The sequence below is a fragment of the Leclercia barmai genome (assembly GCF_049312895.1).
Lineage (GTDB): Bacteria > Pseudomonadota > Gammaproteobacteria > Enterobacterales > Enterobacteriaceae > Enterobacter > Enterobacter barmai.
Map to the genome: position 1 here is coordinate 130,363 of NZ_JBMNWZ010000002.1, position 20,484 is coordinate 150,846.

General features: G+C 58.9%; 21 protein-coding genes. 8 read left to right on the forward strand and 13 right to left on the reverse strand.

The window, feature by feature from the left end; all coding sequences use genetic code 11:
• Positions 1–3 precede the first annotated feature (3 nt).
• The 3 genes from ntrB to nasR form a co-directional block, all read right to left on the reverse strand.
• Positions 4–882: a nitrate ABC transporter permease gene (gene ntrB / locus ACOYA6_RS08940; RefSeq protein WP_422654554.1), complete on the reverse strand. Its 879-nt coding sequence runs from the start codon at positions 880–882 to the stop codon at positions 4–6.
• A 1-nt stretch (position 883) separates the two neighbouring features.
• Positions 884–2,131: a CmpA/NrtA family ABC transporter substrate-binding protein gene (locus ACOYA6_RS08945; RefSeq protein ID WP_138369261.1), complete on the reverse strand. Its 1,248-nt coding sequence runs from the start codon at positions 2,129–2,131 to the stop codon at positions 884–886.
• Positions 2,132–2,359: 228 nt separating this feature from the next.
• Positions 2,360–3,526: a nitrate regulatory protein NasR gene (nasR, locus tag ACOYA6_RS08950; protein ID WP_422654555.1), complete on the reverse strand. Its 1,167-nt coding sequence runs from the start codon at positions 3,524–3,526 to the stop codon at positions 2,360–2,362.
• Positions 3,527–3,599: 73 nt separating this feature from the next.
• Between nasR and ychN the strand changes: the two genes are divergently transcribed.
• The 3 genes from ychN (at position 3,600) to ACOYA6_RS08965 (ending at position 6,300) form a co-directional block, all read left to right on the forward strand.
• Positions 3,600–3,953: a DsrE/F sulfur relay family protein YchN gene (gene ychN, locus ACOYA6_RS08955; protein ID WP_039030707.1), complete on the forward strand. Its 354-nt coding sequence runs from the start codon at positions 3,600–3,602 to the stop codon at positions 3,951–3,953.
• 107 nt (positions 3,954–4,060) lie between these two features.
• On the forward strand, positions 4,061–5,845 hold the full coding sequence (locus ACOYA6_RS08960) for a methyl-accepting chemotaxis protein (RefSeq protein WP_422654556.1): 1,785 nt from the start codon (positions 4,061–4,063) through the stop codon (positions 5,843–5,845).
• Positions 5,846–6,057: 212 nt separating this feature from the next.
• Entirely contained in the window at positions 6,058–6,300 is a 243-nt protein-coding gene (locus ACOYA6_RS08965) for a DUF1883 domain-containing protein (protein ID WP_039030709.1), read from the forward strand.
• A 38-nt stretch (positions 6,301–6,338) separates the two neighbouring features.
• Here ACOYA6_RS08965 and ACOYA6_RS08970 read toward each other — a convergent pair whose 3' ends face one another.
• A complete protein-coding gene (locus tag ACOYA6_RS08970) occupies positions 6,339–7,034 on the reverse strand; it encodes a gamma-glutamylcyclotransferase (protein ID WP_039030710.1) in 696 nt (231 codons plus the stop codon).
• Positions 7,035–7,228: 194 nt separating this feature from the next.
• Complete coding sequence (gene chaB / locus ACOYA6_RS08975) at positions 7,229–7,459, reverse strand: putative cation transport regulator ChaB (RefSeq protein ID WP_039030711.1); 231 nt, start codon at positions 7,457–7,459, stop codon at positions 7,229–7,231.
• A gap of 268 nt (positions 7,460–7,727) precedes the next feature.
• Here chaB and chaA point away from each other — a divergent pair, with 268 nt between their 5' ends.
• Entirely contained in the window at positions 7,728–8,828 is a 1,101-nt protein-coding gene (chaA, locus tag ACOYA6_RS08980) for a sodium-potassium/proton antiporter ChaA (RefSeq protein WP_039030712.1), read from the forward strand.
• A gap of 114 nt (positions 8,829–8,942) precedes the next feature.
• On the opposite strand, the gene kdsA is transcribed toward chaA, so the two are convergent.
• From kdsA to hemA, 6 genes are read right to left on the reverse strand one after another with little or no spacing between them, the layout of a single operon-like run.
• A complete protein-coding gene (gene kdsA, locus ACOYA6_RS08985) occupies positions 8,943–9,797 on the reverse strand; it encodes a 3-deoxy-8-phosphooctulonate synthase (RefSeq protein ID WP_039030713.1) in 855 nt (284 codons plus the stop codon).
• 36 nt (positions 9,798–9,833) lie between these two features.
• Positions 9,834–10,643, reverse strand: a complete 810-nt coding sequence (gene sirB1, locus ACOYA6_RS08990; RefSeq protein WP_039030714.1) for an invasion regulator SirB1 — start codon at positions 10,641–10,643, stop codon at positions 9,834–9,836.
• A gap of 3 nt (positions 10,644–10,646) precedes the next feature.
• Entirely contained in the window at positions 10,647–11,039 is a 393-nt protein-coding gene (sirB2, locus tag ACOYA6_RS08995; protein WP_223073918.1) for an invasion regulator SirB2, read from the reverse strand.
• Positions 11,032–11,865, reverse strand: coding sequence for a peptide chain release factor N(5)-glutamine methyltransferase (gene prmC / locus ACOYA6_RS09000; RefSeq protein ID WP_039030716.1), 834 nt, complete (start codon positions 11,863–11,865; stop codon positions 11,032–11,034). The genes sirB2 and prmC overlap by 8 nt, the downstream gene beginning before the upstream one ends.
• Positions 11,865–12,947 carry a peptide chain release factor 1 gene (gene prfA / locus ACOYA6_RS09005; protein WP_138369267.1) on the reverse strand — a complete coding sequence of 361 codons (1,083 nt, stop codon included), beginning with the start codon at positions 12,945–12,947 and terminating at the stop codon, positions 11,865–11,867. The genes prmC and prfA overlap by 1 nt, the downstream gene beginning before the upstream one ends.
• Positions 12,948–12,989: 42 nt before the next feature.
• Positions 12,990–14,246, reverse strand: a complete 1,257-nt coding sequence (gene hemA / locus ACOYA6_RS09010; RefSeq protein ID WP_039030718.1) for a glutamyl-tRNA reductase — start codon at positions 14,244–14,246, stop codon at positions 12,990–12,992.
• Between the two features lie 221 nt (positions 14,247–14,467).
• Here hemA and lolB point away from each other — a divergent pair, with 221 nt between their 5' ends.
• The 4 genes from lolB (at position 14,468) to dauA (ending at position 18,814) form a co-directional block, all read left to right on the forward strand.
• Positions 14,468–15,079: a lipoprotein insertase outer membrane protein LolB gene (lolB, locus tag ACOYA6_RS09015; protein ID WP_039030719.1), complete on the forward strand. Its 612-nt coding sequence runs from the start codon at positions 14,468–14,470 to the stop codon at positions 15,077–15,079.
• Positions 15,076–15,945 carry a 4-(cytidine 5'-diphospho)-2-C-methyl-D-erythritol kinase gene (gene ispE / locus ACOYA6_RS09020; protein ID WP_138369268.1) on the forward strand — a complete coding sequence of 290 codons (870 nt, stop codon included), beginning with the start codon at positions 15,076–15,078 and terminating at the stop codon, positions 15,943–15,945. Before lolB ends, ispE begins: the two co-directional genes overlap by 4 nt.
• 124 nt (positions 15,946–16,069) lie before the next feature.
• Positions 16,070–17,017 (forward strand): ribose-phosphate diphosphokinase, encoded by a 948-nt coding sequence (gene prs, locus ACOYA6_RS09025; protein ID WP_003856663.1) that lies wholly within the window; start codon positions 16,070–16,072, stop codon positions 17,015–17,017.
• 120 nt (positions 17,018–17,137) lie between these two features.
• Positions 17,138–18,814 (forward strand): C4-dicarboxylic acid transporter DauA, encoded by a 1,677-nt coding sequence (gene dauA / locus ACOYA6_RS09030; RefSeq protein WP_422654557.1) that lies wholly within the window; start codon positions 17,138–17,140, stop codon positions 18,812–18,814.
• Here dauA and ACOYA6_RS09035 read toward each other — a convergent pair.
• The gene (locus ACOYA6_RS09035; RefSeq protein ID WP_422654558.1) at positions 18,800–19,843 is read right to left on the reverse strand and encodes a MerR family transcriptional regulator; all 1,044 of its coding nucleotides are present in this window, start codon (positions 19,841–19,843) and stop codon (positions 18,800–18,802) included. The genes dauA and ACOYA6_RS09035 overlap by 15 nt on opposite strands.
• Before the next feature lie 117 nt (positions 19,844–19,960).
• Positions 19,961–20,236 carry a stress-induced protein YchH gene (ychH, locus tag ACOYA6_RS09040; RefSeq protein ID WP_039030722.1) on the reverse strand — a complete coding sequence of 92 codons (276 nt, stop codon included), beginning with the start codon at positions 20,234–20,236 and terminating at the stop codon, positions 19,961–19,963.
• Positions 20,237–20,484 lie beyond the last annotated feature (248 nt).

The following is a 20,484-nucleotide window of genomic DNA, read 5'->3' on the forward strand; positions in this document are numbered from 1 at the left end:
TCCTTATTTTTCCTGCCAGCTGAAACGACGGGCGATCAGCATCAGCCCCTGCTCCAGCAGCAAACCCACCACGCCGATAATGACGATGGCGATGAGAATGTTTTCAACGTTGAGGTTGTTCCACTCGTTCCAGATCCAGAAGCCGATCCCCAGGCCCCCGGTGAGCATCTCGGCGGCGACAATCACCAGCCAGGCGATGCCGATGGAGAGCCGCACCCCGGTCAGCACCGCGGGCAGCACGGCCGGGAAGAGAATGCGGCGCATCACCGTCCACTCGGAGAGTTGCAGCACCCGGGCGACGTTGAGGTAATCCTCGGGGATGCGGCGCACCCCTTCGGCGGTGTTAATGACCATCGGCCAGATCGAGCAGATAAAAATGGTCCAGCTGGAGGCGGGCTCCGCCTTCTGGAACAGCAGCAGGCCAATGGGCAGCCAGGCCAGCGGGCTGACCGGGCGCAGCAGGGCAATCAGCGGGGTGAACATGCGCGACATAAAGGTGAAGCGGCCAATCATAAAGCCCAGCGGAATGCCCACGATGGCCGCCAGGCCAAAGCCGATGGCAACACGCTGCAGCGAGGCCAGCACGTTCCAGCCCACCCCCATGTCGTTTGGCCCGTCGCGATAGAAGGGATCGGCAAACAGAGTGAGAGCAGAATCCAGCGTGCTGAGCGGCGTCGGGAAGCCTTTGCTGTTGATGGCCGCCAGCTGCCAGGCAATCACCAGCAGCCCCAGGCCGAGCAGCGCCGGGATCAGGCGTTGCAGCAGGTCGTTAATCCGGCGGGCAAACGCCGGGGTGCGACGGCGCACCTGCACCGGCGGGAGGGTAATCACTTCACCGCTGACCGGCTCGGCGGGTGCGGCTTTGGTGTTAACGTTTTTCATATCAGGCCCCTGTACGGTGAATAGCGAAACTGTTGGCGTAACCCTTCGGATCGGTGCCGTTCCAGACGGTGCCGTCCATCAGGGTGCTGCTGCGCAGCGGCGAAGATGGCGCGCGAATGCCCCCTACTGCGGTGGCGGCGTCCTGCCAGACGTCGGTGCGGTTGATGCGCTGCGCGATGGCGGCGTAGTCAGGATCGGTTTTCAGCAGCCCCCAGCGGCGGAACTGGGTCAGGAACCACATCCCGTCGGAGTGCCACGGATAGCTCACCGCCCCGTCCTCAAAGAAACGGATCGGGTTGGCATCCTGCCAGCGGTGGCCGGTTCCGTTGTCGTACTCCCCCAACATGCGGCCGGTGAGGTACTGCTCCTTGGTGTTGAGCCAGGCGCGACGGGCCAGCAGCTGAGCGGTTTCTTCTTTGTTCTGCGGCGAGGCGTCGATCCAGCGCTGGGCCTCCAGCAGGGCGCTCACCAGCGCCCGGGCGGTGTTCGGATGCTGCCCGACCCACTCGCTGCGGGTGCCCAGCACTTTTTCCGGGTGTTCCGGCCAGATCGACTGAGAGGTGGCGGCGGTAAAGCCGATGCGATCGTTAATGGCGCGGGCGTTCCACGGCTCGCCGACGCAAAAGCCGACCATATTGCCGATGCGCATGTTCATCACCATCTGCGGCGGCGGCACCACCACGGTGCGCACATCGTCAAACGGGTTAATGCCTGCGCTCGCCAGCCAGTAGTAGAGCCACATGGCATGGGTGCCGGTGGGAAAGGTATGGGCGAAGGTATAGCTGCCCGGCGCCTGCCGGGCGATAAGCTTTTTCAGCCCCTCAACGTCGCGCACGCCCTGCTGAGCCAGATCGCTCGAGAGAGTGATCGCCTGCCCGTTGCGGTTGAGGGTCATCAGGTTGGCCATCGGTTTGGGTTTACCGGCGATCCCCAGCTCCAGACCGTACAGCAGGCCATAGAGAATGTGTGCCGCGTCCAGCTCCCCGGCGACCAGCTTGTCGCGCACCGCCGCCCAGCTGGCCTCTTTAGTGGGCACCAGGGTGAAGCCGTATTTTTTATCGAAACCTTTATATGCCGCGATGGCCAGCGGCGCGCAGTCGGTCAGCGGAATAAAGCCGACGCGCACGGTATCGAGTTCCGGTTTATCGGAGCCTGCGGCCCACGCAGCCTGCATCACGCCCGGCAACATGAGCGCCCCGCCGGCCAGCGCGCTGGCCTGTAAAAAACGCCGTCTTGTCCATTCCACCATGCTCACTCCCGAAAAAATGCCAAAAAAAAGCGCCCGGCAGTGCCGGAGCACTGCAGGACGCCTTTATCCTTCGTCACGACCCACCGCCGTTGGCGCGTCGTTAAAATTGTTATGTTGATTAATGCAAGGGTGATGCCAGGTTTTAAACGCTTAAATGACGGGCCTTTTCTGCCTGCGGGCCAGGAAAACGCACCTCAACCATGCAGGCCTTGCCCAGCCAGGGTGCATTCACGGCTGCCAGAGGGCTTTGACCGTCAGCAGCGCCCGGGCGATATCCACCATCCTCTGGTTTTTATCCATCGCCATCTTGCGCAACTGGCACCAGGCCTGCTCCTCGCTCATCTGTTGATGGGTCATCAGCACGCTTTTGGCCTTGTCGATGATTTTGCGCTCCTCCAGGGTGTCGCGCATTGAGGCCAGCTGGCGGGAGAGCTGTTCGATCTCCTGCGCCTGCTGGCGCACCAGCGGCAGCAGGGGTTTCTGCGGGTAGAGCGCCAGCGGCTCATCCGTTTGCGGCTCGGCGGGCGGCTCGTCGTCGGCCCGGCTAATCAGCGACTCTACCGCCAGCATCAGGTCGTCGATGAGCATCTCTTCCAGGGTGCGCAGATGTTCAAGGCGCTCGGTTTGCAGCGAGAACCAGTGCAGCGCCAGCACGCCCTGATCCGCGGCGGGTTGACGGGTACAGGCCAGCCGCCGCAGCTGTTCAACTTCCGCTCCCGGCACGCTGAGTGTGAAGTGGTTATGCAGGCTGGCAGGCGTAAGGGAGAGGAAGACCTCAAAACAGGTTTGCTGCCCGTCGATCCGGTCCACCAGCGTCTGGCGCATTTCGTCGCTGAAAAAGCCCTGGGTAAAGCCAATCGCTCCCAGGGCCCTCTCCTGTCCTACCAGCTCTTTGCCCTGCATCAGGCTGTAAAGGGCGACAAATCTGCCCGCGATTTGCGGATCGTCAATGCTGTCATTAAGTTGCGGCACAATACTGAGCAGGTTACGCAGCATGCGGCCATAGCGCTCCATCGCCGTCGTCGCGGGCAGCGCGCAATCTGTAATTGCCTCGCGAAGCCCGGGAAGTTGCTCCAGACTTTGCAGGGCGTTGGCGACCCGCTCGCACAGGGCACCGCTGGCCATCAGCGGCGTGCCGAGAGCCTGATGCAGCGCCTGCAGATGATCGTCCACCAGCGCGCGGCTGGCTTTACACTCCAGGGCGTACAGCGCCCCCTGTGAGCAGAGCCAGATGTTGGAGGCTCCGCGCTCGCACTGTAGCATGTGGGCAAGATGGCCGATCCGGCTGACCAGGGTGCCCAGCTGCGCCAGTTTGCACAGCTGGGCTTTCCGCAGCAGTCTGGCCTGCTGGTACCATTCAGTGGCGCCGGGTGGACGGCCCGTGTTTATCGTCATGCTTTCTCTCCCGGATCGATATCTAATGATGAGAGAAGCAATTTTCATGCCTTTTCATTGTTCAGGAGTCAAGATGCAGAAGATTGTGATTGTCGCCAACGGCGCGGCCTACGGCAGCGAATCCCTGTTTAACAGCCTGCGGCTGGCCATTGCCTTGCGCGAGCAGGAGAGCGACCTGGATCTGCGCCTGTTTTTAATGTCCGATGCAGTGACCGCCGGACTGCGCGGCCAGAAGCCTGCGGAGGGCTATAACATTCAGCAGATGCTGGAGATCCTGACGGCGCAGAACGTGCCGGTAAAACTGTGCAAAACCTGCACCGATGGCCGCGGCATCAGCGCCCTGCCGCTGATCGAGGGGGTCGAGATTGGCACCCTGGTAGAGCTGGCGCAGTGGACGTTATCCGCCGATAAACTATTAACATTTTAATAATACTTTAACTTAAATATTTTTTTCTTATGAGCGCGGTTCCAGCATCAAGTTTGCCTGCCCGATGCCGATAGGCATTTAACAACAACACAGCAGGTATAACATTTATGTTCAGGTCAATTCGCGCTCGTATTATTGCGGCGACGGTCGGATGTCTGATCGCCGCGCTTGTACTGAATACCGTGATCAATTTCCAGGTCACGCGTCAGGATAATCAACAGTCGCAACGCTCCATGCTCGCCAGTACCAGCGCCAGCCACAGCATGGCGATTGCCGACTGGGTCAGCAGCAAGACTACCATCATCAACTCCCTGCAAAACGTTGCCCTGAGCGACGATCCGGTCCCGGTGTTTAAACAGCTGGCGCAGGCTGGCGGATTTATCAACGTCTATGCCGGATATGCCAGCAAAACCGCGAAGTTCTCCAATCCTGACGGCGTGCCCGCCGACTACGATCCGACGGTGCGCCCGTGGTATCAGCAGGCGGTGAAAGAGGATCGCGCCATTGTCACCGCGCCCTATGTGGATACCGGCACCAAAAAGCTGGTGGTGACCTTCGCCGTGCCGGTGAAAGAGAACGGCGAGTTAAAAGCCGTACTGGCGGGCGACGTGGCGATGGACAGCGTGATCGCCAACGTGCGCGGCATTCATCCGACCCCGGCCAGCAGCGGGCTGCTGGTGGACAGCGATGGCTCGGTCATTGCCGCAAGCGATCCTGAGCTGACCCTGAAACCCTTTAAGGATGTCATCAGCGGCGTCGATCTGGCGGCGCTGAAGAACGGCAACAGCGCCGACGGCCAGTACAACGGCGTGGCAAAAACCTTCTCTGCGACCCCGATTGCCGGCACCCAATGGCAGCTGATTGTGGCGCTCGACAGCGATGACGCCACCTCGGGGATGCGCACCCTGCTGAAAGCCTCCTCCCTGTCGCTGGTGATCCTGGTGCTGCTCAGCGCGGTGGTGGTGCATTTCGTGATCGCCCGTCTGCTGAAACGCCTGTCAGAGATCCGCGATGCGATGCACGCCATTGCTAACGGCACCAACGATCTCTCCCAGCGCCTGCCGGAGAAAGGTGACGATGAGGTGGCGCAGATCGCCCATGCGTTCAACGCCTTCAGCGATAAGCTCTCGGTGGTGATGGTGCAACTGCGCGACGCCAGCGCCTCGGTGAAAAACGCCGCTCAGGAGATCGCCGCCGGTAACCAGGATCTCTCTGGCCGTACCGAGCGGGCCGCCTCCAGCCTGCGTGAAACCGCCAGCGCCGTGGAGCAGATCACTGCCTCCGTCGCCCAGTCCACCGAATCTGCCGCCGTGGCGAACGAGCAGGCGGGCAAAGCCGCCGAGGCCGCGACGCGCGGTGGCGGCGTGGTATCGCAGGCGATCATCACCATGCAGTCCATCGAGGCCGCCTCGACCAAAATTGGCGACATCACCAGCGTGATTGACGGCATTGCCTTCCAGACCAACATCCTGGCGCTTAACGCCTCGGTAGAGGCGGCGCGTGCCGGTGAACAGGGTCGTGGCTTTGCGGTCGTGGCGGGGGAAGTGCGCAATCTCGCCAGCCGCAGCGCCCAGGCGGCAAAAGAGATCAAGAGCCTGATCGACTCTACCACCGACAGCGTGGCGACCGGTTCGCGCTACGTGCATCTCGCCGGACAGAGCATGGATGAGATCGTCACCAGCATCGGCAGCATGTCGGGGATCATGCGGGAGATCACTGTAGCCACCAGCGAGCAGATGAAAGGCATTCAGGAGATTAACCGCGCAGTGCTTAACCTGGACAGCATGGTGCAGCAAAACGCCGAGCTGGTGGTGGAGTCGGCCGCTGCGGCCAGCGCCCTGCAGGGTCAGGCAGGCGACCTCGCTGAAACCGCAGGCCATTTCCGCATTTAATGTTAAAGCAATGCCTGAAAGCCGCGTAAAGCGACGTCAGCTGAACCCTTTCAGGCATATTGTCATTTTTGTTTAAGGTTTATGCCATTTTTTGATCAAAGTCAGCACCTCTGACCTTCCCCTTTGGTGTTATGCCATGAGTGAATTGTGAACAACATCACGCTCAGGATTGGCCGCAAGGAGAGCGTCGTTTTCAGATACGGGGTAATAAAATGGCACTGGTAAAAGCAAGTCTGAAGTTGTTTGGCGGGGATACGGTCGTGGTGCGCTGCTCAGAGCGTTGCCATATTCATCTGATGAGTAACAAAGCACCACGTAAAACGCAGGCGGATATTTTAAGCGTGCAGGACAGAGACAACGCCTGGCTCACGGTGCCCTACACCGGAACCTGGGAGGTGCTCATCGACAGCCACAGCCAGTCTCTTGAGCACTCTATCAGCTACGTCGCAGCCTGATTACTAAGCCCGGTGGCGCAAGGTCACCGGGCGTTTTTTCAGGCAAAGCCCGGACGCAGTTGGCTGTCAGGCGAGGCGTTATCCAGCAAAGCCCGCACCCGCGACACCAGCTCATTCAGACAATCATCCTGCATACCCAGACGCGTTAACTCCTGATCGAGGGAGAAGAGGTACTGCGCGTTGGTGCCAAGCGGGCCGCTGGCGGCGGCAATCAGCGGGGCAATGACCTGCGCGCGGGTATCGGCTTCAAACAGCGGATGGCGCGGATCCATAATGAACACCAGCGCATTAACGGTACGTCCGTCATCCAGTTCCAGCTTACACCAGCTCGGCATATAGCAGCCGGTGATCATCTCGCGCTTCCACAGCAGCGCCAGCTCCTCTTCCAGGCTCGCATCCGGCAGGCGATAGGCCACGCCCGTGGTGCGTCCGCCCTCTTTCAGTGCAAGCATGCGCCCTGGCTGACAGGCGCTGCCGCGTCCGGCGGTCAGGCGCAAACAGAAGGCGCGATGCCAGCCCGGCAGCGTACCGGTTGCCGATTCGACAAACTCCAGCGCCGGGTTCCACATCAGGGAGCCGTAGCCAAACAGCCAGACCGGACCGTTGTCCGGACGGCAGGCAAGGGTTGCGGCCAGCGACGCCGCTCGCTGCTCGGCTGACCACAAAAGCGACTCTTCAATCGCACCGAAGGCCGTTTTACAGTCGGCCTTCATCAGAAAATCACGCGTTAACATATTGCACCTCCGCCACTGCCTGCTTCCATTCGCACACTTTTTTGAACCTTCCGGGTCCTTTTACTGCTCAATTAGAAAGCAGCTACCGTGACGATATGCAATAAACTCGCCGGGTGCAACAGAGCGGCGCGTCGAGAGCCTTAAAAGTCAAAGCGCAGGGTGCAAACTATTAAGCACAGCGCACTAAGCAACGGCTATTTCTTCTTGTGCCACTTATCATCCTCACCCTTTTCATAATCCTGCTTCACCGCCGCCCAGGCCACCTTGTGCGCGGTCTCTTCGCGGCTGTCATCGCCCCGACGGTCCTCTTTGTCTTTGTACTGATCCCAGGCGCTATTGAAAGCTTCTTTGTAGATATCCTGCGCGTGGGCGGGCAGAACGTGCTGAACGTTATCCGGTAAATCACTTTTCGATTTGTATGGCATGGCAAACCCCTCTTTTTAATCAATTACTAAGTGTGGCCCACAATGCCGGAGCCTTCCAGTCAAAATGATAATCGGATAATTCTATTGCTTAATTCACTGTTATTAAGAATATATTTAATAAAATCTTCTTATTATGACGCTCTCACGTAAAAATAACGTGATACCGTAAAATTAAGTAAAAGATAAGCAGAAATTAACGGTAATCTGTTAATTTAACGTCCTCTTTTTCTGTCTACAATAATAAGCACCTGCAACTCTGGAGATATACATGACAACAGCACACGAGGCGGTGAAAACCCGCCATAAGGAGACGTCTCTCATTTTCCCGGTGCTGGCCCTGGCCGTGCTGCTCTTCTGGGGAAGTAGTCAGTCGCTGCCAGTGGTCATCGGTATTAATTTGCTTGCCCTGGTGGGTATTCTGAGCAGCGCCTTTAGCGTTGTCCGCCATGCCGACGTGCTGGCCCACCGCCTGGGCGAACCCTACGGTTCCCTGATTTTAAGTCTTTCCGTCGTTATTCTTGAAGTGAGCCTTATTTCCGCCCTGATGGCGACCGGGGACGCCGCGCCAACGCTGATGCGCGATACGCTCTATTCCATCATTATGATTGTCACCGGCGGGCTGGTCGGCTTCTCGCTGCTGCTGGGCGGGCGCAAATTCGCCACCCAGTATCTGAACCTGTTTGGCATTAAGCAGTATCTGATCGCCCTCTTCCCGCTGGCGATTATCGTGCTGGTGTTCCCGATGGCACTGCCGGGGGCCAATTTTACTACCGGTCAGGCCCTGCTCGTGGCGCTGATTTCCGCGGCGATGTACGGCGTGTTTCTGCTCATCCAGACCAAAACGCACCAGAGCCTGTTCGTGTATGAGCATGAAGATGAGAGCGACGACGATGACCCGCACCACGGCAAGCCGTCCGCGCACAGCAGCCTGTGGCACACGGTCTGGCTGGTGGTGCATCTGATTGCGGTGATCGCGGTCACCAAGATGAATGCGAACCCGCTGGAAACCCTGCTGACCGAGATGAACGCGCCGGTGGCCTTTACCGGTTTCCTGGTGGCTCTGCTGATCCTCTCCCCGGAAGGGCTGGGGGCGTTGCGTGCGGTGCTGAACAACCAGGTGCAGCGTGCCATGAACCTGTTCTTTGGTTCAGTACTGGCGACCATCTCTCTTACCGTGCCGGTGGTGACGCTGATCGCCTTCCTCACCGGGAACGAGCTGCAGTTCAGCCTCGGCGCACCGGAGATGATTGTGATGGTGGCGTCGCTGCTGCTGTGCCAGATTTCATTTTCAACAGGGCGCACCAATGTGCTCAACGGTGCGGCGCACATGGCGTTGTTTGCGGCGTATTTAATGACGATATTTGCGTAGCCTGACGCCCGGCGGCGCTGCGCTTGCACGGGCCTACGGGTTTTGTAGGCCGGGTAAGCGCAGCGCCACCCGGCAAAATCACCCATAAAAAAACCCGCCGAAGCGGGTTTTTTATTAGTTGCTGGTATCCAGCTCTTCAAAGCTCTTAACCAGGTCGTCAATCGCTTTAATCTGCTTCAGGAACGGCTCCAGCTTATCCAGCGGCAGCGCGGATGGGCCGTCGCACTTGGCGTTGGCTGGATCCGGGTGCGCTTCAATGAACAGGCCCGCCAGACCGGTCGCCATACCGGCACGCGCCAGTTCAGTCACCTGGGCACGACGGCCGCCGGAGGCTGCGCCAAACGGGTCGCGGCACTGCAGGGCGTGGGTCACGTCGAAGATCACCGGCGACTGGTTAGAGACGTTTTTCATCACGCTGAAGCCCAGCATGTCGACCACCAGGTTGTCGTAACCGAAGTTAGCGCCACGGTCGCACAGAATAACTTTGTCGTTACCGCCTTCGATAAACTTATCGACGATGTTCCCCATCTGGCCTGGGCTTACGAACTGCGGTTTTTTCACGTTGATCACGGCACCGGTTTTCGCCATCGCTTCGACCAGGTCGGTCTGACGGGCGAGGAACGCGGGGAGCTGGATCACGTCGACAACGTCAGCGACAGGCTGCGCCTGGCTGGCTTCATGGACGTCGGTGATCACTTTTACGCCAAAAGTCTGCTTCAGCTCCTGGAAAATCTTCATCCCCTCTTCCAGGCCCGGGCCACGGTAAGAGTGAATGGAGGAGCGGTTGGCTTTGTCAAAAGAGGCTTTGAACACGTACGGAATGCCCAGCTTCTGGGTCACGGTCACGTAATGTTCGCAGATACGCATCGCGAGGTCGCGGGATTCCAGAACGTTCATGCCGCCGAACAGCACGAACGGCAGGTCGTTCGCCACGTTGATATCGCCAATGCTAACCACTTTTTGTTTCATAGGATCGCCTTATTCAGGGGTGAATCGGAATTAAGATTAATGCAGTGTAATCTGTTTGTGCGCGATGGAATTAATCTGCGCGCGGATCATTTCGCTGATCGGATCTTCCGGACACTGCTCAACAAAATAACTCAAATCATTCAGCGCAACGTGGTCGCACTCAAGCTGGACGTAGATCAGACCGCGGTCGCGGATCTCATACGGATCTTCCGGGTTAAACTGCAGCAGCACCTCACTGGCACGCAGCGCCAGCTCCATCTGCCGCTCTTCCATCAGCGCCGACTTCAGGGTGTCCAGCAGCTTGCGGATCACCTCGGCGTTATCCGCTTCATCCAGATCTTCGTTGTACAGCTCCGCCATCGGACTGATGTTGCCCTTCAGCCAGACATCCAGCGTATGGTCGTCGAGGGTCTCGCCATTGAACGGGTTGATTAACCACATTTCACCGTCGAGCCACTCGGCGCGCAGCAGCATCTGCGTCGGGAAGATGACCGGCACCAGCGGGATATCCAGACGGTGCGCCACCCATAATAAAATCGCCCCCAGGGAGACGGCGCTGCCCTGACGGTTTTTCAGTACCTGATCGAGCCACAGCGCGTCGGAGAGGCGATACACGCCGCGCGTATCGCAAAAGCCCCACTCGCCATAGAAAAGCTCAATCAGTTTTTCCAGTTGCCAGTCCTGAGGGCGCGCCTGATTAATCTCTTCACGCGCCAGACTCACCAGCTGCTCCAGCTCGTCATAGACATACTGCGAAATGAAATCATCGCGGATCAATTCTGATACCTTAATCATCCCATCGCACAGCGGCACTTTGTTAAATTCGAAATCGGCCAAGGACCTCATGACTTACCCCAGTATCGGTATTCTTGTGGTGGCGAGTTTAATGATGATGTACAGCACCACCAGCCCCAGCAGAAAGGCAATAAACCCCACCTGCTGGCTGCGCTGACGATGACGCCCCAGCGCAATAAAACCCAAAACGATGTAGATGATAACGCCAAACAGCTTTTCAGTCAGCCATGAGCCTTCATCTGTAAATGGCAGATAGCCCGTTATCCACATCAGACCCGCGCCGGAGAGAAACAGCACGGTGTCGATGCAGTGCGGCAGCACCCTCACCCAGCGCGCGTTGATTAGGGCATTACTGCTGTAACGCCACCAGTAACGCAGCGCAAAAAAACTGACGGTCAGGGTGACTGCCGTCAGATGCAGGGTGATGAGTAGAGAAAAGCTATTCATGCCATTTGCCAAGGGTCAGGCGCTCATTACCGCCATAGTCGCGACAGGTTTCAACCTGGGTAAAACCGGCCTGCCGGAAGAGGTTACGCACCGGTTCGCCCTGGGTCCAGCCATGTTCCAGCAGCAGCCAGCCGCCGCTCACCAGATGTTGACGAGACTGGATGATAATATGGCTGAGATCCGCAAGGCCCTGATCCGCTGCAACCAGCGCGCTGCGCGGTTCAAAACGCACGTCGCCCTCGCCGAGGTGCGGATCGCATTCATCAATATAGGGCGGGTTGCTGACGATGGTCTCAAACTGCTGGTCAGCGAGGGCCGCAAACCAGCTGCTCTGTCGCACCGTCACGTTTTTAAGTCCCAGACGCTCAAGGTTACGCTGTGCCAGCGCCACCGCGTCGGGCATCACGTCCACCGCCGTTACCTGACAGTCAGGCCGCTCGCTGGCCAGCGCCAGGGCGATAGCTCCGGTGCCGGTGCCTAAATCGAGAATACGCGCGGGCGCGGCGGGCAATCTGGCCAGCGCCTGCTCCACCAGACATTCGGTGTCGGGACGGGGGATCAGCGTGGCGGCAGAGACATACAGCGGCAGCGACCAGAACTCACGCTCGCCCACCAGGTGCGCCACCGGCTCGCCGGTTTTACGCCGGGCCAGGAGAGCATCAAGCTGCGCCTGCTGATCGGCGGTGAGCTCGGTTTCACCAAAGGCGAGAAGAAAGGTGCGTGCTTTGCCGGTCACGTGCTCCAGCAGGATCTCCGCATCGCGACGGGGGCTTTCGCCGCCCGCCAGCGTCGTTATCGCCTGCTGTAACCAGTGCTGAAAATCCATTAATCCTGCTCTGCCAGCGCCGCCAGCTGATCGGCCTGGTACTCCTGCACGATAGGCTCGATCAGCGAATCCAGTTTGCCTTCCATGGTCTCATCCAGACGATAGAGGGTCAGGTTGATGCGGTGATCGGTCACGCGCCCCTGCGGGAAGTTGTAGGTGCGGTTGCGATCGCTGCGATCGCCGCTGCCCAGCAGGTTACGACGGGTTGAGGCTTCCGCCTGCTGGCGTTTTGCCATCTCTGCGGCATGGATACGCGCACCCAGCACCGACAGCGCTTTGGCTTTGTTTTTGTGCTGGGAACGTTCGTCCTGACACTCCACCACAATGCCGGTTGGCAGGTGGGTAATTCGGATCGCGGAGTCGGTGGTGTTAACGTGCTGACCACCCGCGCCGGACGAGCGGAAGGTATCGATGCGCAGATCCGCCGGGTTGATATCCGGCAGTTCGGCTTCCGGCAATTCGGGCATGACCGCTACGGTACAGGCGGAGGTATGGATACGGCCCTGTGACTCGGTGGCCGGTACGCGCTGAACGCGATGACCGCCGGACTCAAACTTCAGACGACCGTACACCCCGTCGCCGCTGATTTTGGCGATCACTTCTTTATAGCCGCCGTGCTCGCCTTCGTTGGCGCTCATGATCTCCACGCGCCAGCGACGCGACTCGGCGTAGCGGCTGTACATGCGGAACAGATCCCCGGCAAACAGGGCCGCTTCATCCCCGCCGGTGCCGGCGCGAACTTCGACAAAGGCGTTACGCTCATCGTCCGGATCTTTTGGCAGCAACAGCACCTGAAGCTGCTGCTCCATCTCTTCAGAGCGGACTTTCGCTTCCTGCAACTCTTCCTGCGCCATCTCGCGCATTTCCGGGTCGTCGAGCATCATCTGCGCGGTTTCGATATCTTCCTGAACCTGTTGCCAGTCGGTAAAGCAGCGCGAAACATCGCTTAACTGTGCATATTCGCGCGACAGGGCGCGGAAACGTTCCTGGTCGGCAATGGTCGCGGCATCGCCGAGCAACGCCTGAACTTCTTCATGGCGCTCGTGCAGCGCTTCCAGTTTGGCGACGATAGAGGGCTTCATAGGCGTAAGTGCACCTTTTAATTATAAAATGGGTATGGCGCGCTATTCCAGCCCGAGGCTGTCGCGCAGAATGTTCAGGCGTTCGTCGTCCCCGTCACGGGCAGCCTGTTGAAGTGATTTGGTTGGGGCATGGATCAGACGGTTGGTCAGTTTCCATGCCAGTTCCTGCATGATGACCTGCGGATCGCCGCCCTGTTCCAGGGCCGCCATCGCTTTGGCAGTGAGTTCATTACGAACCTGTTCCGCCTGACCGCGGTATTCGCGAATGGTCTCGCTGACGCTTTGCGCGCGCAGCCAGGCCATAAATTCGCTGGTTTCCTGCTCGACAATCGTTTCGGCCTGCACCGCCGCCGCTTTACGCTGGGCGAGGTTGTGGGAAATGATGCTCTGCAGATCGTCCACGCTGTACAGATAGGCGTTCGCCAGCTTGCCGACTTCCGGTTCGACATCACGCGGTACGGCGATGTCCACCAGCAGCATCGGCTGGTTGCGGCGGGACTTGAGGGCGCGCTCCACCATGCCTTTGCCGATAATCGGCAGCGGGCTGGCGGTGGAGCTGATGATGATATCCGCCTCGTTCAGACGGGCGTCGATGTCGCTCAGGGCGATCACTTCCGCGCCCACCTCATCCGCCAGCGCCTGGGCGCGTTCACGGGTGCGGTTGGCGATAATCATCTTCTTCACTTTGTGCTCGCGCAGATGACGCGCGACCAGCTCAATGGTTTCACCCGCGCCGACCAGCAGCACGGAGACCGTCGAGAGGGATTCAAAGATTTGGCGCGCCAGAGTACAGGCGGCAAACGCAACGGAAACGGCACTGGCGCCAATGTCGGTTTCGGTTCGCACTCGCTTGGCGACGGAGAAGGATTTCTGGAACATGCGCTCCAGCTCGCTGGCCTTAAGATGGCCTTTTTGCGAGTCGGCAAAGGCTTTTTTAACCTGCCCCAGGATCTGCGGTTCACCCAGAACCAGCGAGTCAAGGCCGCTGGCCACGCGCATCAGGTGGCTGACCGCATCGTTATCCTGATGCCAGTACAGGCTGTTGCGCAGCTCTTCTTCGTTCAGATTGTGGTATTCGCATAACCAGCGGATCAGCGCTTCGTGCAGGTTATCCTGCTCTTCCACGCTGAGATAGAGCTCAGTACGGTTGCACGTCGACAGCACCACGCCCCCCTGCACCATTGGCTGGGCAAGCAGACTTTCCAGCGCCTGGTCGAGCGTGTCCGGCGAAAACGTGACGCGTTCTCGCAGTGAAACCGGGGCCGTTTTGTGGTTAATACCGAGTGCTAAAAGGGTCATATGAGCGGGAGTAGTACCAGCGTTAATAAGGTTAGCAGGCCGCATCATACAGGATGCGCGAGATCAATAAAAGAGACTGCCCCCTTTCGGAGTAATAGGTTATTAGTTGTTATTAACGGTTAAATTCAAGTTTTAAGACAACTTGAGCGTAGACGCTACCGCTACCGGACGCTAGCATTAAGCGATATAACTGCCACGTATCTCAAGGATTTGTCCTCATTATGACCAGACTGATTCGCCTGCTGCCCCTCGCCGCGCTGGTGCTTACCGCATGTTCCATTACGCCGCCCAAAGGGCCAGGCAAAAGCCCCGACTCGCCGCAGTGGCGTCAGCACCAGCAGGAGGTGCGCGGTTTAAGCCAGTACCAGACCCGCGGTGCTTTTGCTTATCTGTCGGATCAGCAGAAAGTGTACGCCCGCTTCTTCTGGCAGCAGACCGGCCAGGATCGCTATCGCCTGCTGCTGCTCAATCCGGTGGGGAGCACCGAGATGGAGCTGATTGCTCAGCCAGGCAGCGCGCAAATCACCGACAATAAAGGGCAGAAATATACCGGCACCGATGCCGAAGAGATGATCGGCAAGCTGACCGGAATGCCTATTCCGATCACCAGCCTGCGCCAGTGGATCCTCGGCCTGCCGGGCGACGCCACCGATTATAAACTCGACGACCAGTATCGTCTGAGCGAAGTAAACTACAGCCAGAACGGCAAAAACTGGCACGTGGTTTACGGCGGCTACGACAGCAACACCAAACCGGCCCTGCCGTCCAGCCTGGAACTGACCGAAGGCGGCCAGCGCATCAAGCTGAAGATGGATAACTGGATTGTCAAATGATGACCCACTGGCCTTCACCGGCAAAACTGAACCTGTTTTTATACATCACCGGCCAGCGGGCTGACGGCTATCACACCCTGCAGACGCTGTTTCAGTTTGTCGACTACGGCGACACGATTTCGATTGAACTCCGTCAGGATGGGCAGATCCGTCTGCTCACCCCGGTGGAGGGCGTGGCAGATGAAGATAACCTGATCGTCCGCGCCGCCCGGCTGCTGATGGCTGCGGCGCAGCAGAGCGGACGCCTGCCTGCGGGCAGCGGCGCGGATATCAGCGTCGAGAAACGCCTGCCGATGGGCGGCGGGCTGGGCGGCGGGTCGTCAAATGCCGCCACCGTGCTGGTGGTGCTCAATCACCTGTGGGGCTGCGGACTTTCGGTGGATGAACTGGCCGCGCTCGGGCTGACGCTCGGAGCCGACGTGCCGGTGTTTGTCCGGGGGCATGCCGCCTTTGCCGAAGGGGTGGGCGAGATCCTCTCGCCAGCAGAACCTGCCGAAAAATGGTATCTGGTGGCGCACCCGGGGGTCAGCATCCCCACCCCGATTATCTTTAAGGATCCGGACCTTCCACGCGATACCCCGGCCCGGTCAATAGAAACGTTATTAAACTGTGAATTCAGCAACGATTGCGAGGTTATCGCAAGAAAACGTTTTCGCGAGGTTGATGTCGCGCTTTCCTGGCTGTTAGAATACGCGCCGTCGCGCCTGACTGGCACAGGAGCCTGTGTCTTTGCTGAATTTGATACGGAATCCGCCGCACGTCAGGTGCTCGAGCTGGCTCCAGAGTGGCTGCATGGTTTCGTAGCGCGTGGTATGAACATCTCCCCGCTACAGCAGGCCATTCTGGCGCAATCTGAGTTTCGGTGACAACGTCACCCTGTTCCAGACGTTGCATCGCGCTCTTTAATACACCGCCTGGATAGCGTTCGCCTGGCCCGCACAGTTTTCGGCGACACTATCCACCACTGGACGCATGCCTGAGGTTCTTCTCGTGCCTGATATGAAGCTTTTTGCTGGTAACGCCACCCCGGAACTAGCACAACGTATTGCCAACCGCCTGTACACTTCTCTTGGCGACGCCGCCGTAGGTCGCTTTAGCGATGGCGAAGTCAGCGTACAAATTAACGAAAATGTACGCGGTGGTGATATTTTCATCATCCAGTCCACCTGTGCTCCAACTAACGATAACCTGATGGAACTGGTTGTCATGGTCGATGCCCTGCGCCGTGCTTCCGCTGGCCGTATCACTGCTGTAATCCCTTACTTTGGCTATGCCCGTCAGGACCGTCGCGTCCGTTCCGCACGTGTGCCAATTACCGCAAAAGTTGTTGCTGACTTCCTCTCAAGCGTAGGCGTTGACCGTGTTCTGACGGTTGACCTGCATGCCGAGCAGATCCAGGGCTTCTTTGATGTTCCGGTTGATAACGTATTCGGCAGCCCAATCCTGCTGGAAGACATGCTGCAGCTGAACCTGGACAACCCGATTGTGGTTTCTCCGGACATCGGCGGCGTGGTTCGCGCTCGCGCTATCGCCAAACTGCTGAATGACACCGACATGGCGATCATCGACAAACGCCGTCCACGCGCTAACGTTTCTCAGGTGATGCACATCATCGGTGACGTCGCTGGCCGTGACTGCGTGCTGGTTGACGACATGATCGACACCGGCGGCACTCTGTGCAAAGCCGCCGAAGCGCTGAAAGAGCGTGGTGCTAAACGCGTGTTCGCCTACGCAACTCACCCGATCTTCTCCGGCAATGCTGTAAACAACCTGCGCAACTCCGTCATTGACGAAGTTGTCGTCTGCGACACCATCCCACTGAGCGACGAAATCAAAGCGCTGCCAAACGTGCGTACTTTGACCCTGTCCGGGATGCTGGCCGAAGCGATTCGTCGTATCAGCAACGAAGAATCCATCTCTGCGATGTTCGAACACTAATCGGCCGCAGTCTGAAAACCCGCTACGGCGGGTTTTTTTGTCTGTAGCATTTATTTGTATGATTAATGCCTCCTTCACCTGCCATTGATATGACAGATGATGCGCAACTGGATAATGATTGTGAAAAACGCTTCCTCTCATGTTCTTCCCTTCCGCGCCCTCATCGACGCCTGCTGGAAAGAGAAATACACCCTGTCACGGTTTACCCGTGACCTGATCGCCGGGATTACGGTCGGCATTATTGCGATTCCGCTGGCGATGGCGCTGGCTATTGGCAGCGGCGTGGCGCCGCAGTATGGCCTGTACACCGCCGCCGTTGCCGGGATTGTCATTGCCCTGACCGGCGGGTCACGCTTTAGCGTCTCCGGGCCGACCGCAGCCTTTGTGGTGATCCTCTATCCGGTTTCTCAGCAGTTCGGCCTTGCCGGGTTGCTGGTGGCGACCCTGATGTCCGGGGTATTTTTGATTCTGTTCGGCCTGGCGCGCTTTGGCAGGCTGATTGAGTACATCCCGCTTTCCGTCACCCTCGGCTTTACCTCCGGGATCGGCATTACCATCGGGACCATGCAGATTAAGGATTTCCTTGGCCTGCAGATGGCCCACGTACCGGAACACTACCTGCAAAAAGTAGGCGCGCTGGTGATGGCGCTGCCGACCGCCAACCCCGGCGATGCCGCGATCGGCGTGGTGACGCTGGGCACGCTGATCCTCTGGCCGCGGCTGGGCATCCGCCTGCCGGGCCACCTGCCCGCCCTGCTGCTGGGCTGCGCGGTGATGGGGGTGGTCAACCTGCTGGGCGGCCATGTCGCGACGATTGGCTCACAGTTCCACTATGTTCTGGCCGATGGTTCGCAGGGTAATGGCATCCCGCAGCTTCTGCCCCAGCTGGTACTGCCATGGGACATGCCCGGCTCCAGCTTCACCTTAAGCTGGGACTCCCTGCGTGCCCTGCTGCCTGCCGCTTTTTCTATGGCGATGCTGGGGGCGATTGAGTCTCTGCTCTGCGCCGTGGTGCTGGACGGGATGACCGGCACCAAACATAAAGCCAACAGCGAACTGGTCGGTCAGGGGCTGGGCAACATCATCGCGCCGTTCTTCGGCGGGATCACCGCCACGGCGGCCATCGCCCGCTCGGCAGCCAACGTGCGTGCGGGTGCCACCTCGCCGGTCTCGGCGGTGATCCACTCGATACTGGTGATCCTCGCCCTGCTGGTGCTGGCGCCGCTGCTCTCCTGGCTGCCGCTCTCCGCCATGGCCGCCCTGCTGCTGATGGTGGCATGGAACATGAGCGAGGCGCATAAAGTGGTCAACCTGCTCCGTCGCGCGCCGAAGGACGACATCATCGTGATGCTGATCTGCATGTCGCTGACGGTGCTGTTTGATATGGTGATTGCGATAAGCGTCGGGATTGTGCTGGCATCGCTGCTGTTTATGCGCCGTATCGCCCGCATGACCCGTCTGGCGACGGTGAACGTTACGGTGCCGGATGACGTGCTGGTGCTGCGGGTGATCGGCCCGCTGTTCTTTGCCGCCGCCGAAGGGCTGTTCAGCGAACTGGAGTCGCGCATCGCGGGCAAACGCATCGTGGTGCTGAAGTGGGACGCGGTGCCGGTACTGGATGCCGGCGGGCTGGACGCCTTCCAGCGTTTTGTGCAACGTCTGCCGGAAGGCTGTGAGCTGCGGGTCACCAATCTCGAGTTCCAGCCCCTGCGCACGATGGCGCGCGCAGGGGTTCAACCCATTGCGGGTCGTCTGGCGTTCTATCCGAACCGCGACGCTGCGTTAGCGGATCTGTGACATCCGCCGCTGCATCATGATCCCGATCGCCTGCTGGAGCCACTCAAGCACGGCAGGCGTCATCCAGGTTCCCTTCATCAGATGCGGCTCCTGCTGCATGGCAAGGCGGAATTTTTGCTGTGTCGCGGGGTGTGTTCCGGCGTAAGACTGGAACAGCTCCAGCCAGTTCTCCGCCAGCCGCTGGGCTTCCGGGCTATCTGCACTCGCGCCGTCCCGGCTCGCCTGATGCAGTTTTGCCACCAGCGCCGGCCACTCCATCATGCGATCAAAATAGTGCGCGCGGGTAAACGCCATCTCCTCGGGCGTCAGGTAGCGCGCCCAGATTGCCAGCTTGCTCTCGGCAAACGCCCGGGTGATGAAATCCAGAATTTCAGCGTTGATCCCCGTCTGCTCGCGCATCTGTGGCTCCACGCTGTGCATCTCATTCAGCCGGGTCAGGAAGGCCGGATTGCTCGCGGTATCCTGCTCAAGCTGCGTCATCCAGCGCGTCGCCAGATCGGTAGCGCGCGGATTTGCAACGTCCACCTTTTCCGCCAGCAGGCTTTGCACTTCCGCCACCAGCCCGGCCCAGATCCCGGCCAGGACGTCACTCTGCTGCGCAAAGGGTAATGCCTGTAACTCTTCTTTACTGAACCAGCGATCGTACATCGTCATTAACTCCAGCGTCTGTAACCAGGATTCCAGATCGGGCTCTGCCCCTGCGGCCATCGCGCCACGCAGGCCCATCAGCTGTTCGCGCAGCGTCTGTATGCCGCGCAGCTGTTTATCCAGCAGGGCGATTTGCACACTCAGTACGTCCACCATGGAGCGGGGATCCCGATCGAGAATCTCTTTGATTTCGGCAAGTTCCAGCCCCGCTTTGGCCAGCACCTGGATTCGGTGCAGCCGCTGTACATCCGCGAGGGTATAAAGACGGTAACCTGCCGCACTTCTGGCGGAGGGAAGCAGCAAGCCGGTTTGCTCATAGTGGTGCAACGTGCGAACGGTGATCCCCGCTCTCTTCGCCAACAGGCCAACCTGGATTAACATTGCTGCTCCTTTTATCTCGCCATCACGGTCACTCTGGAGCCTTACGTTACGTGAGGGTCAAGGAAAAAGGCAAAAAAAAACGGCTTCCGAAGAAACCGCTTTTCGCGCTGTCGCAGGTTAACTGTGCTTATGCTGATCGCGACGGCAGCGTTTATCGTAGTGGCGCACCCACCAGTATCTGTCGCAAACCTGCTCGTGGCCGCTGACGCGAGCCCCCGCGAGCCACAGCACCGCACCCAGGAAGATGCTGAGCACCGCGCCATGCGCGAAGTATTGCGGCAGGTCAAGTTGCGGAAGCTGGTTTAAAATGGAATAACCGACGCCGACAACCATGACGACTAATCCCAACCCCATCAGCACGTTACCGAGTAGCGAAGCGTTTTTGCGTTTCATATGTCACCTCCGGAACTTTGGGTTGTCAGGGAATAATCTCCCTAATCCTTGTGTGTAAAGTATAGACAACACCCTTTTTGCGGAGTGCGTGAGCGATCACAAATACGTACTTCAGTGCAACAAAACTTTACAAATAAGCCTTTGAGTAGCATGAAATTCTAATGGTTCAAAGGCGGTATTATTCAGCTTTTACGCGGCTGCACGCAGAATTTTGTCAACCGACGCGGCAGACAGTACACTACGCGCCA

What these genes read in the sequence shown, in the direction of transcription:
- ntrB (WP_422654554.1), bottom strand. Translation starts at nt 882, where the DNA reads ATGAAAAACGTTAACACCAAAGCCGCACCCGCCGAGCCGGTCAGCGGT.
- ACOYA6_RS08945 (WP_138369261.1), bottom strand. Translation starts at nt 2,131, where the DNA reads ATGGTGGAATGGACAAGACGGCGTTTTTTACAGGCCAGCGCGCTGGCC.
- nasR (WP_422654555.1), bottom strand. Translation starts at nt 3,526, where the DNA reads ATGACGATAAACACGGGCCGTCCACCCGGCGCCACTGAATGGTACCAG.
- ychN (WP_039030707.1), top strand. Translation starts at nt 3,600, where the DNA reads ATGCAGAAGATTGTGATTGTCGCCAACGGCGCGGCCTACGGCAGCGAA.
- ACOYA6_RS08960 (WP_422654556.1), top strand. Translation starts at nt 4,061, where the DNA reads ATGTTCAGGTCAATTCGCGCTCGTATTATTGCGGCGACGGTCGGATGT.
- ACOYA6_RS08965 (WP_039030709.1), top strand. Translation starts at nt 6,058, where the DNA reads ATGGCACTGGTAAAAGCAAGTCTGAAGTTGTTTGGCGGGGATACGGTC.
- ACOYA6_RS08970 (WP_039030710.1), bottom strand. Translation starts at nt 7,034, where the DNA reads ATGTTAACGCGTGATTTTCTGATGAAGGCCGACTGTAAAACGGCCTTC.
- chaB (WP_039030711.1), bottom strand. Translation starts at nt 7,459, where the DNA reads ATGCCATACAAATCGAAAAGTGATTTACCGGATAACGTTCAGCACGTT.
- chaA (WP_039030712.1), top strand. Translation starts at nt 7,728, where the DNA reads ATGACAACAGCACACGAGGCGGTGAAAACCCGCCATAAGGAGACGTCT.
- kdsA (WP_039030713.1), bottom strand. Translation starts at nt 9,797, where the DNA reads ATGAAACAAAAAGTGGTTAGCATTGGCGATATCAACGTGGCGAACGAC.
- sirB1 (WP_039030714.1), bottom strand. Translation starts at nt 10,643, where the DNA reads ATGAGGTCCTTGGCCGATTTCGAATTTAACAAAGTGCCGCTGTGCGAT.
- sirB2 (WP_223073918.1), bottom strand. Translation starts at nt 11,039, where the DNA reads ATGAATAGCTTTTCTCTACTCATCACCCTGCATCTGACGGCAGTCACC.
- prmC (WP_039030716.1), bottom strand. Translation starts at nt 11,865, where the DNA reads ATGGATTTTCAGCACTGGTTACAGCAGGCGATAACGACGCTGGCGGGC.
- prfA (WP_138369267.1), bottom strand. Translation starts at nt 12,947, where the DNA reads ATGAAGCCCTCTATCGTCGCCAAACTGGAAGCGCTGCACGAGCGCCAT.
- hemA (WP_039030718.1), bottom strand. Translation starts at nt 14,246, where the DNA reads ATGACCCTTTTAGCACTCGGTATTAACCACAAAACGGCCCCGGTTTCA.
- lolB (WP_039030719.1), top strand. Translation starts at nt 14,468, where the DNA reads ATGACCAGACTGATTCGCCTGCTGCCCCTCGCCGCGCTGGTGCTTACC.
- ispE (WP_138369268.1), top strand. Translation starts at nt 15,076, where the DNA reads ATGATGACCCACTGGCCTTCACCGGCAAAACTGAACCTGTTTTTATAC.
- ACOYA6_RS09035 (WP_422654558.1), bottom strand. Translation starts at nt 19,843, where the DNA reads ATGTTAATCCAGGTTGGCCTGTTGGCGAAGAGAGCGGGGATCACCGTT.
- ychH (WP_039030722.1), bottom strand. Translation starts at nt 20,236, where the DNA reads ATGAAACGCAAAAACGCTTCGCTACTCGGTAACGTGCTGATGGGGTTG.